Origin of the sequence: uncultured Negativicoccus sp., assembly GCF_902480485.1 — a bacterium.
Lineage (GTDB): Bacteria > Bacillota > Negativicutes > Veillonellales > Negativicoccaceae > Negativicoccus > Negativicoccus succinicivorans.
On the sequence record NZ_CABSTC010000042.1, the window covers coordinates 1 to 11,525 of the forward strand.

Annotated in this window: 13 protein-coding genes; all 13 read left to right on the plus strand. The window is 47.0% G+C overall.

The window, feature by feature from the left end; genetic code table 11:
* Positions 1-482: FtsX-like permease family protein (locus RDN69_RS04535; RefSeq protein ID WP_288218292.1), on the plus strand; the 482-nt coding region annotated here is incomplete at its 5' end.
* A gap of 75 nt (positions 483-557) precedes the next feature.
* Positions 558-1,616: a murein hydrolase activator EnvC gene (locus RDN69_RS04540; RefSeq protein ID WP_260399101.1), complete on the plus strand. Its 1,059-nt coding sequence runs from the start codon at positions 558-560 to the stop codon at positions 1,614-1,616.
* A complete protein-coding gene (locus RDN69_RS04545) occupies positions 1,616-2,746 on the plus strand; it encodes a S41 family peptidase (RefSeq protein WP_024048860.1) in 1,131 nt (376 codons plus the stop codon). The genes RDN69_RS04540 and RDN69_RS04545 overlap by 1 nt, the downstream gene beginning before the upstream one ends.
* Before the next feature lie 113 nt (positions 2,747-2,859).
* Entirely contained in the window at positions 2,860-4,140 is a 1,281-nt protein-coding gene (gene obgE, locus RDN69_RS04550; RefSeq protein ID WP_024048861.1) for a GTPase ObgE, read from the plus strand.
* A gap of 2 nt (positions 4,141-4,142) precedes the next feature.
* A complete protein-coding gene (yhbY, locus tag RDN69_RS04555) occupies positions 4,143-4,439 on the plus strand; it encodes a ribosome assembly RNA-binding protein YhbY (RefSeq protein WP_024048862.1) in 297 nt (98 codons plus the stop codon).
* On the plus strand, positions 4,436-5,557 hold the full coding sequence (gene proB / locus RDN69_RS04560; RefSeq protein WP_024048863.1) for a glutamate 5-kinase: 1,122 nt from the start codon (positions 4,436-4,438) through the stop codon (positions 5,555-5,557). The genes yhbY and proB overlap by 4 nt, the downstream gene beginning before the upstream one ends.
* 1 nt (position 5,558) lies before the next feature.
* Positions 5,559-6,797, plus strand: coding sequence for a glutamate-5-semialdehyde dehydrogenase (locus tag RDN69_RS04565; protein ID WP_024048864.1), 1,239 nt, complete (start codon positions 5,559-5,561; stop codon positions 6,795-6,797).
* Between the two features lie 140 nt (positions 6,798-6,937).
* Positions 6,938-7,549, plus strand: coding sequence for a nicotinate-nucleotide adenylyltransferase (gene nadD / locus RDN69_RS04570; protein WP_308530380.1), 612 nt, complete (start codon positions 6,938-6,940; stop codon positions 7,547-7,549).
* Positions 7,539-8,126, plus strand: coding sequence for a bis(5'-nucleosyl)-tetraphosphatase (symmetrical) YqeK (gene yqeK / locus RDN69_RS04575; protein WP_273259736.1), 588 nt, complete (start codon positions 7,539-7,541; stop codon positions 8,124-8,126). The genes nadD and yqeK overlap by 11 nt, the downstream gene beginning before the upstream one ends.
* A 71-nt stretch (positions 8,127-8,197) precedes the next feature.
* Positions 8,198-9,040, plus strand: a complete 843-nt coding sequence (locus RDN69_RS04580) for an LCP family protein (RefSeq protein ID WP_288218293.1) — start codon at positions 8,198-8,200, stop codon at positions 9,038-9,040.
* A gap of 12 nt (positions 9,041-9,052) precedes the next feature.
* Positions 9,053-9,406 (plus strand): ribosome silencing factor, encoded by a 354-nt coding sequence (gene rsfS, locus RDN69_RS04585; protein WP_024048869.1) that lies wholly within the window; start codon positions 9,053-9,055, stop codon positions 9,404-9,406.
* Complete coding sequence (locus RDN69_RS04590) at positions 9,378-10,259, plus strand: S1 RNA-binding domain-containing protein (RefSeq protein ID WP_273259731.1); 882 nt, start codon at positions 9,378-9,380, stop codon at positions 10,257-10,259. The genes rsfS and RDN69_RS04590 overlap by 29 nt, the downstream gene beginning before the upstream one ends.
* Before the next feature lie 3 nt (positions 10,260-10,262).
* Positions 10,263-11,525, plus strand: a 1,263-nt coding sequence (gene trkA, locus RDN69_RS04595) for a Trk system potassium transporter TrkA (RefSeq protein ID WP_288218294.1), incomplete at its 3' end; no start/stop codon positions are given.

The window sequence follows — 11,525 nt, forward strand, 5'->3', positions numbered from 1 at the left end:
ATCACGGTGCCGAATTATTTGTGAAATATCCGGAAGTGGAAAGCGTTCAATACGGACAGGATACGATTGAAAAATTATTCCAATTCACGCAGATTGTCAGAATCGGTGGAATGATTTTAATTATCTTCCTGGCCTTTGCCACCATCTTTATCGTTTCCAATACGATTCGTTTGACCGTTTACGCACGGCGCAAAGAAATAGAAATTATGAAATACGTCGGTGCCACGAACGGATTTATTCGTTGGCCGTTCCTTTTGGAAGGTATGATTCTCGGTACAATAGGCGCCATTTTTGCAGGCGTTAGCTTGTGGCAATTGTACGTATGGGCTCTGCGGGAATTAGTTACCAATGGATTTGCATTTTTACCCTTGATTCCGGTATATCCTTTTATTGCGCAAGTGGCAGCCATTTTACTTGTGGCCGGTATTTTGATCGGCGTTGTCGGCAGTGCGATTTCGGTGCACAAGTACATGAAGGTATAGCTTATGAGACGATGGGAAAAAGGAGTAGCATGGCTTCTAATATGGGCGTTCTGTCAAGGGTTTGCAGTACCTTCGTTGGCAGAAAACTTAGAAGCTGAGCTTTCTGATGTGCAATCACAAATGAATGAAGCGCAGCACCGTAAAGAACTTGCCGAGGAGCAAATCGGTTCTGTTTCCGAACTGTTGCGTCAGATTCAAAGTGAGCTGGATGTGGCTTTGAATGAGTTGCATGCAATAGAGGTGCAGCAATCGCAAGTCAATGCTCAAATTCAGCAAACTGAAGTGGAACTCACTGCTGCGCAAAAGCGCTTGGACGAACGTGAACGGATTTTAAATAAACGCTTGCGTGACGTGTATATGCACGGCAAGCTGAATTATTTAGAAGTTATTTTAGGTGCGAAAAACTTTACCGATTTCGCCAATCGCTTGGAATTTTTAAAACGAATTGTTTCGGCTGATCTGAATTTGATTACGGAAATTCGCGCCGAACGTGAGCTTATTTTGCAGAAAAAACAGCAGTTGGAAGTACAACGTCAGCAGTTGGCAAAACTGCAAGCCGAAGCGGAAGCAAAGAAGACAGTTGTCGAAAATAAAAAACAGGATCAACTGATCGTCTTAGCACGCTTACAGGATGAAAAGGCGTTAGCAGAAGCGTCTTACGCGGAATTACAAGCCACCAGTCAGGATATAGAAGCACGCATTAGAGCGCGGCAACAACAAGGTGCCAGCGCCGGACAAGTTGTGCATGGCAGTGGTGTTTTCATTTGGCCGACAAGCGGTCCGATCACATCGCCGTTCGGCTATCGTATTCACCCGATTTTTGGCACGCAGATTTATCATTCCGGTATCGATATCGGAGTTGATACCGGTACGCCGATTATGGCAGCGGATAGCGGTGTCGTCGTTGAGGCGGATTGGCTCGGTGGTTACGGCTATGCCGTCGTTATTGATCATGGGAATGGCTTGAGCACTTTGTATGGACATAATTCCGAGCTGGCGGTCTCGCCGGGGCAGAGCGTGCAACAGGGACAGGTTATAGCATATGCAGGATCTACCGGTTATTCGACCGGACCGCATTGCCATTTTGAAGTGCGTGTTGACGGTTCCCCTGTGGACCCGATGGGATATCTCTGATGAAACAGGCATGGGGCTTTAAATACCTGCTGCGTACACTGGTGACGGGGATTGTTTTTGCTATTTTGGTTTTATTGGCAACATCCTATCTTCTGTTTGGCAGTGTTGAAGATGGCGTGCGATTTACGCGTGTGTTGCTTACGGTACGGCATGATTACGTCCATCGCCCCGATCCGGAGCAATTGACTGACGGGGCTATTGGCGGTATGGTGCAAAGTTTGAATGATCCGTACTCCTACTATTTGCCGGCCGGTGAGTTTACCCGTTTTACGCAGTCCATAGAAGGAAAGTTCGTGGGTGTTGGCATTATTCTGACAACCGACAGTGAGTTTCCTCGCATCATGCGGGTTTTACCCGGTGGAAGTGCGGAAGCAGCGGATGTTCCGGTAAACGGATACATTGTTGCTGTAGATGGGGAAACAACTAAGGGAATGCCATTGCCTAAAACAGTGGAAAAAATCACCGGCCCTGCGAATACACAAGTAACGATTACGGTACGAAGTGATAACGGGGACCGAGATTTTACGTTGAAACGTAAAGAGTTTTCTGTTCCGACGGTAACGCATGAGATGATGCCCGAGCAGATTGGCTATTTACGTATCGGTCAGTTTACGGAACATACCCCGGAGGAAGTAAACCGGGCGCTGACGGAATTAAAATATCAGGGTATGCAGCGTCTGGTCTTGGATTTACGCAAGAATCCGGGAGGCTCGCTGGCAGCCGTAACAGCGGTGGCGGATCATTTTGTGTCGCAGGGGGAATTGGTACGAATTGTGCCGCGCTCCGGCAAAACCGAGGTCATCAAAGTGAACGGCAGCAATGAGCGCGTGCCTCTTGTGGTTTTAATTGATCATGACAGTGCGAGCGCCAGTGAGATTTTAGCAGCAGCGATTCGGGATCACCAAACCGGCATTTTAATGGGTACGACAACGTATGGGAAAGGAACCGTACAAAGCGTACTGCCGGTTTCCGATGCGACGGGACTGCGCTTGACGATTGCAGAATATTACAGTCCGAATGGAAGCAGCATTAACGGATATGGTGTTACGCCTGACATCGATTTGGGAGCAGAAGCGGATACACCGGAAGCACTGCAAACAGCTATTGAAGAAGTCAAAAAAATCAAATAGAGGCATCTATCGCCTCTATTTGATTCTTTTGAATGAATTATGTAACATGAAATTAATTTAGTAGAAACTATTACATTAAGCGCTTTGTGCGCTTTAAAGAAAGGCGGAACAAGATGTTTATCGACCGCGCAAGAATTTTAATAGAATCAGGTTCCGGCGGTAACGGGATGAGCAGTTTCCGTCGTGAAAAGTATGTACCCAAGGGCGGTCCGAGTGGTGGCGATGGCGGGCACGGCGGTGCCGTTATTTTGCGTGCGACGCGCAACATGAACACGTTAATTGATTTTCGCTATCGCAGGATTTTTAAAGCGAAACCGGGCGAAAACGGACAATCAAGCAATAAATTCGGAAAAGATGCCAATGATTTATACATTGATGTTCCCTTGGGAACATCTGTGTATGATGATGAGAGTGACAAGTTACTGGCCGACTTAGTAGCGGACGGCGAAGAGTATGTTGCACTTAAGGGCGGTCGCGGTGGCCGCGGAAATGCGCGCTTTGCAACCAGTGCCAATCGGGCGCCGAAATTTGCGGAGCAGGGAGAACCGGGGCAGGAACGTTGGTTACGCCTGGAATTAAAAGTTTTAGCCGATGTGGGAATTATCGGGTATCCGAGTGTGGGTAAATCCTCACTGATTCGTAAAGTATCCGCCGCTAAACCGGAAGTAGCCGCGTATCCGTTTACTACACTTACGCCGAGTTTAGGTGTCGTTCGTTTGGATGAAGAGAGACAGTTTGTAATGGCCGATATCCCCGGCCTCATCGAAGGTGCCAGCAAAGGTGTCGGCTTGGGGCATCAGTTCTTACGTCACGTAGAGCGCAGTAAAGTGTTGTTGCACATGGTGGATGTCACCGGTTCCGAAGGGCGCGATCCATTGGAAGATGTTGAAATTATCAACACCGAACTGGCATTATATAGTGACTTACTACCCCAAAAACGCCAATTAATTGTTGCGAATAAAATTGATGCTTTGTCCGACGTTGAAGCACTGAAAACATTTACGAAAATACAAACAGAAAAAGGGCGTGAGGTCTTTCCCATTTCTACTGTGACCGGCAAAGGGATTCCCGCATTGCTGCAGCGGACCTGGGAGGTTTTGCAAGAGGTAGCGATGGAACCGCAGGAAGAGCCGTCCGTCATTGATGAAGCAATATATGATGAAACGCCGCAACCCGATTTTACGGTGACGCGTGGCGATGATGCTGCTTATGAATTACACGGCCGTCGGATCGAACGACTGGTTGGTATGACAAACTTTGACGATGATTACTCCGTATTGCGTTTCCAAAAAATTTGGCGATACATGGAGCTCGATGAATTTTTGCGTGAGCAGGGTGTGAAACAAGGCGATACAGTTCGCATCGGAGAAGTAGAATTTACCTTTGAGGAGTAACTATGTTAACAAATCGACAAAAGAAGTTTTTACAAAAATTGGCGATGAATATGGATCCGGTGGTGCAAATCGGTAAAAACGGCTTAGAGGATACAGTGATCGAGAGTGCGCGTAAGGCCATTGCCAAGCGTGAATTGATCAAAGTTAAAATTCATCAGAATTCGCCGGCGGAAAAAGAAGAGACAATGAATACGTTAGCATCTGTGTTGCATGCGGAAAAAGTACAACAGATCGGTGGGACAGGAGTGTTTTTTCGCGCGAAAGAAAAAGACTCCAAGATTGAGTTGCCTGAGTCATGAACCGCGACTTTCAGGCCTGTAAACGCATTGTTGTGAAAGTGGGCAGTAGCTCTATCACACATGAAACCGGCGTTATCGATCTGGCTAAGATTAATGCGCTTGTGCATGATCTGTCAACGCTTGCCGCGGAAGGCTATGAGGTGGTTTTAGTGTCTTCCGGCGCTGTCGCGGCAGGGATGCCGGCATTGAAAATGCTCGAACGGCCGCAGCGCTTGGAAGAAAAACAGGCTGCGGCAGCGGTCGGGCAAGGACTCTTAATTCATATGTATGAGGCGGCGTTTCAGGCTTATGGTATTACCGTGGCGCAAGTTCTTTTGACCAAAGGAGACTACCTACATCCGCGGCGATATATGTATGCGCAACGCACATTGCAATCTTTATTGCAATTTGGTGCTTTGCCGATAGTCAATGAAAATGATACGATTGCCGTCGATGAATTTAAGGTTGGCGATAATGATAATTTGGCAGCGATGGTCGCGAGTATTATCGGCGCGGATATGCTCATTATTTTATCGGATGTAGATGGTCTGTATACGGCCAATCCGATGACAGATCCCGAAAGTACACTTATTTCTGAAATCACACAAATTACGCCGGCGGTTTTGGCATTAGCACAGGGAACCGGGAGCGAGCGTGGAACCGGCGGCATGCTTACTAAACTGGAAGCAGCAGATATTTGTATTCATTCCGGTGTCCATATGCTCATTTGTGCATCTGAGGAGCCGCATGTAGTAACGCGTGCCGTACATGGAGAAAGCATCGGAACTTGGTTCAAAGCACGTAAAGTCCATCCCCAAATGCGTAAACGACAATTACTGTTTGGTACGCAGATGAAAGGAACACTGTTTGTGGATGAAGGTTGTAAAGAGGCTATTTTGCAACACGGTTCCAGCATTTTGCCGATCGGCATTATCGGTGTCGAGGGAACGTTTGAAGAAGGTGACGGCGTTTCGATTCGCTGCCAGGGACAGGAGATCGCTCGTGGAACAGCCGCATTAACCAGTGAAGAATTGATGCAGGTCAAAGGTACACATTCAGCTGATATTGTGGAACGATTGGGATATACGCCGCGCTTTTTGGTTGCGGTGCACCGAGACAATTTGGTGCGGAAGGGGTAATATGCGAGCGGCAGACTATGGAATGCGTGCACAGACGGTCAAAAATCGTTGCGCAAGCTTGACGACGGAAACGAAAAATGAATTATTACGTGCTCTCGCAGAACGTTTACAAGTTTCGATAGCCGAAATTCTGGCGGCTAACGAACAGGATCTTGCCGCTACTCATGGACTTTCCGGTGCAATGCAGGATCGGTTGCGTTTAACTGCCGAACGAATTGAAGCGATCGCACAGAGCGTAGAGCAGGTAGCAACATTGCCGGATCCGTTAGCTGTTGCACAAGAAAAACGTATCTTTACAAACGGTCTTACTCAATATAAAGTCACCGTTCCTTTTGGTGTGATTGCGATTATTTATGAAGCACGTCCTAACGTAACGATTGATGCGGCGGCGTTGGCTTTGAAATCGGGCAATACGGTGATTTTACGCGGTGGCAAAGAAGCGCAACATACAAATCTGGTGTTGACTCAATGTGTGAGGGATGTTTTGCACGACGCTGGGGTGCCGGAAGATATAGTACAATATGTTCAGACTACCGACCGCAGCCTGGTGGGAGAACTTCTACGGGAGCGCTCCACCATTGATTTGGTGATTCCCCGCGGTGGACGTGGTTTGATTCAGTTTGTGCTGGAAAACAGTATGGTTCCCGTCATTGAAACCGGAAGCGGCATTTGCCATGTATATGTGGATAAAGCGGCGGATCCGATGAAAGCAACGGCGATTGTCATGAATGCCAAAACCCAACGGCCCTCGGTTTGCAATGCACTGGAAACCTTGCTGGTGCACCGTGCTGTAGCGCCGCAGTGGTTACCTGTTATAGCAGAACAACTTACTGCAGCAGGAGTGGAACTGCGGGGCGATGAAGCGACATGCCGATACGTTTCCGGATGCAGGCCGGTTACCGCCGAGGATTGGGCGACCGAATATAACGATTTGATTTTGTCTATTAAAGTGGTAGATGATTTGGATGCAGCGCTTGCTCACATTGCGAGGTACGGTACGCGCCACAGTGAATGCATTATCAGTGAAGATAGGCATGCCATCGAACGTTTCTTGCGCGAAGTCGATGCGGCAGCAGTGTATGCGAATGCTTCCACGCGTTTTACGGATGGTTTTGAATTTGGCCTGGGCGCGGAGATCGGGATCAGTACGCAAAAACTACATACACGCGGCCCTATGGGATTGGAAGCTTTAGTGACATATAAGTATTGTCTTTACGGTACAGGACAAGTAAGGTCCTGATGTTGCGTAGATGGAAGATTTGGTGGAACTATCACCTCAGAACTGAAAAAGGTCGTCATGATGCCAAAGAATACATACTGCTCATCGTTTTTTTGGTACTGTTGATTGTGATTTTGGGGATAGGGAGATAGCTTATGACAATGCCGCAACGAATCGGAATTTTCGGTGGGACATTTAATCCCATTCACCTTGGTCACTTAGTCATAGCGGAAGCGGCCTGGCAAGAATATGATTTGACCAAAGTGGTATTTGTTCCGGCTTCGCATCCACCGCATAAACAGCAAGATTTAGATGTCGCACCGGATGAGTTGCGATATGAAATGGTTCGTTTAGCGATCGCAGACAACCCGCATTTTGACATTTCCGATGTCGAGTTGCAGCGGGAAGGGCTGTCCTATACAGTAGATACGTTGCGATATTTTCACACGCAATATCCCACCGGTACCGAGTTTTATTTTATTGTCGGTACCGATACACTGGAACAATTACCGACTTGGAAGTACATCGATGAATTGATTGAATTATGCCATTTTGTGGGCGCGTTGCGGCCTCATTACCAGGTCAACCGGGAACATCTTACGGAACGATTTGGGGATTTGGCGCAAACTCGCATCCATTATTTAGCAACACCGCAATTGGAAATTTCCGCGACAGATTTACGCAGGCGGCTTTGCAGAGGGCAGTCTGTACGCTATTTAATGCCGGACGCCGTACGGCGCTGGCTGACAGAAAAGGGAATCTATGACTGTTAAAACAGTTTCCACGAAAGAACTTCGTAAAAAAATGAAAGAATTACTTTCCGAGAAGCGATATCGTCACTCTCTGGGAGTAGCTCACACGGCAAGCGTTCTGGCACAGCAATTCGGTGGCGATCCCAAACAGGCGGAACGCTGCGGCTTGGTTCACGATTGTGCAAAAGAAATGTCACTTACAGAAATGCAGGAGTTATTGGCGGATCAAAAGCAACAAATTTCGCCGATGATGTGGCATATGCGCAGTTTACTGCATGGTCCTGCAGGTGCTGTATACGCAAAAAATAATTTCGGTTTTACGGACCCTTTAGAATTGGCCGCGATTGCGTATCATACTACGGGGCGAGAGGCGATGAGCCATCTTGAATTACTTATATTTGTAGCCGATTACATTGAACCGACGCGTGAATATGACGGTGTTGAACAGATCCGCGCAATAGCCAAAACGGATTTGCGCAAGGCTGCTTTAGCGGGTATCGATTCGACTATTCGTCATCTTTTGAATTTGGGACAGGAAATTTATACGCCGACAGTAGACGTGCGTAATTATTTAATAAAGGAAACGCAGCACGCATGAATGACAAAAGAATAAAGCTTCCGCAGCGGCGACGTAAGAAACGCAGAGGTTGGCGTTGGCGGTTAAAATGGATGGTCATCTTGTTGCTCTTTTTGTTTTTGATCGGTGCAGTATATTGGTTCGGACAGCAAAAAGCACATGGTAATGCCACGAAAGAGCTGGAGCAAGGAACGGCAGATACACCGATTTATATTTTGGCAACGGGGATTGACCAAAGCGACCCGAAAGCGGCGGATACCATTATGCTCGTTGCCGTTAACTTTCAAAAACAAACCGCGGCCGTGATTTCCCTTTTACCAAACATGGGAACACCCACCGAAGACGGACACGTACCGCTGTTAAAAGATGCGTATACGGCGGGCGGGATGGCAGCATTAAAGGAACAGGTAGAGCGCTCATTTCAGATTTTTATTCCCTATTATGTGATGCTTGACGAAGCGCATTTTGCATCTTGGCTTGATACTCGCGGACCGGTATCACTGTATGTGGAAAAAAACATGGAACACGATGACGGCGTGACTACACCGATTCGCTTGGCACAAGGCTATCAGGAACTCGACGGTAAGCAAGCGGTTGCCTACTTACGTTATCGCGACGATGTTGCCGGTGAACTGGGGCGTACCCAGCGTCAGCAACGATTTTTGAAAGCATATCTTGCGCAATTGCAAAAGCAATATAGTTGGGTAAATTACATGTATACGTATTTTTCGTGGCATCACTTCGCTAGCAATATTTCGGCTGGTGACGGAGCGAAGCTGGTGTATGAATTGACGAAAATGCCACCTGAAAATATTGCTTTTTACATCGTACCGGGAGAACCGCAAACAGCAGGAGAAATCCATTACTGGCAGGTAGATCCGATTGGCAGTCAAACGTTGATCGGCAAAACCTTGACTAGGAATATGGCGGAATAGGAAGGAGATAATATGGAAATTAAGCAATTAACGGAACAGATTGTAACCTTACTGGAAAGCAAAAAAGGCAAACAGATCAAAGTTTTAAATATGGAAGGCATTACTGCTCTGGCAGATTATTTTATTCTGGTGAATGCAGGTAACAAAAAGCATTCACAGGCATTGGCTGACGAAGTAACAAAATTGCTAACTGATAATAATATAGAACTTTTGCGAGAAAACGGATACCGTGAAGGAACCTGGATTTTGCAGGATTTCGGATCGATTATTGTCCATATTTTTGTGCCGGAAGAGCGCACTTACTATGATTTGGACACAATGTGGGGAGACGCCAAAATTGAACAGCAAATCAGCGGTGACCAATAACGTAACGCTAAAAGAAAACACGCTTGTCTCTCTTAAGGTCGCACGTACCGGTGAACTGGGAGCTTTTTTGGATGCAGGTACCGGAAATACTTCGGATGATATTCTGTTGCATCATGATCAACAAACGACCTCTGTCGAAGTGGGAGACGTTGTTGATGTTTTCCTGTACCATGATCCCAAAGGCAGGTTGACCGCAAGCATGCGTTTACCCCGCATTCAGCCGGGCCAAATTGCATATGCTGAAGTAATTCAACGGACCCGCTTCGGAGCGTTCGTTGATTTGGGAACCGAGCGCGGTATTTTTTTGCCGTTTGCCGAAATGAAGGGAAATCTCCAGGAAGGTGATCGTGTTTGGGTTCGCCTTTACGAGGATAAATCCGGTCGACTGGCGGTGAGCATGGATGTGGGTTTAGCCATGCAATCCATTGCCAAACCCAGCGAAGAGATTGAACGAGGCGATGAAGTGACGGCGGCGATTTATAATATTACCGCCGACGGAGCATTGGGAATCACGCCGCAAAAATATTTGGTCTTTATTCATCGTGATGAATGGGACCACACGATTTTGGTAGGAGAAATGGTTAAGGCGCGGGTTACGTTCGTGCGCGAAGACGGTCGCTTGAATGCCTCGTTACGGGCGCAAAAAGAAACGGCAATGACCACGGATGCGGCCACGATCCTTGCCTATTTGGAGGCGCGCGGTGGCGTCATGCCGTATACGGATAAGACTGATCCTACGGTGATTCGCCGACAGTTTAAACTCAGTAAAAGTGCGTTTAAACGTGCACTCGGGCATTTAATGAAACAGGGCAAAATTACGCAAGATAATGCGCAGACACGATTAGTGGAGTGAATTATGAAGATTGTGATTATCGGTGCCGGCAAAGTGGGATACACGCTTGCCCAGCGCTTGACGGAAGAAGATCATGATGTCATCCTCGTAGATGAAAATTCCGAGCGGATTGATTTGATTCGCAGTTATTTGGAAGCCATGTTGATGGTAGGAAACGGAGCTAATCCCGGCCTGCTCATGGATATCGGTATGGAGGATACGGAACTTTTTGTTGCGGTGACCGATCGTGATGAAGTGAATCTTTTATCCTGCTACATTGCTAAGCAATTGGGAGCGACACAAACCATTGCTCGTGTTCGTGCCAAAGAATACATTTTACAAAATAATAATCCGGCGTTGGCTTCGCTCGGTTTGAACCTCATTATTAACACGGAAATGGTTACTGCCAATGAAGTAATGCAGATTATCAAGATGCCGAATGCTTTGGATGTTGAAAACTTTGCGAATGGCAAAGTCAGGCTTTTGGAAATTAAAGCGCGCGATAATGAAGATATGTTGGGCAAACGAATTCGCGACTTGGAAATTCCCGATAAGGTTCTGATCGGCGGAATTTTTCGACATGGCCATATGATCATTCCGAACGGTGATGATGCGCTTCAAATGCTTGATAATGTATTCTTCCTTGGTGAACGTAAAGCGATCGAAGGGCTTGAAGAAAAACTGGCGACGACTCGTACGCGGATTCAAAATGTTTTGCTGGTGGGTGCTGGACTGGTTGGTCGTAATTTGGCTATTCTTTTAGAAAAAGCCAATTACCATGTCAAAGTTATCGAAAAAGATTATGAGCGTTGCGAACTCCTTTCAGCGGAAACCGACAACGTGATCGTCATTAATGGTGACGGCACTGATGTCGATCTTTTGCGTGACGAGGAAGTGGGCGATTATGATGCGATTGTTTGTTTGACCGATGATGATAAACTCAATTTACTCGTCGCATTAATGGCACGTCATTTTGGTGTCCAACGAACTCTTGTACGTGTCGGACGACCGGAATACATAGACTTGATGGAACAAGTGGGGATCGATATCGTATTTTCGCCGCGTTTACTGACTTCGAACGAAATTTTACGACAGATTCGCAAAGGGGAAGTGCTTTCCATCAGTAGTTTTGAGGACTCGAAGGCGGTGGCTTTGGAATTGAAAGTAACCGAGCAAAATCCTCTTGTGCATCGTCCGTTGGCGGAAATTAATTTGCCGGGGACAACCTTACTGGCAGCTATTGTTCGCGGTGAGGAAACGATAGTACCAAATGGACGTACGGTGTGT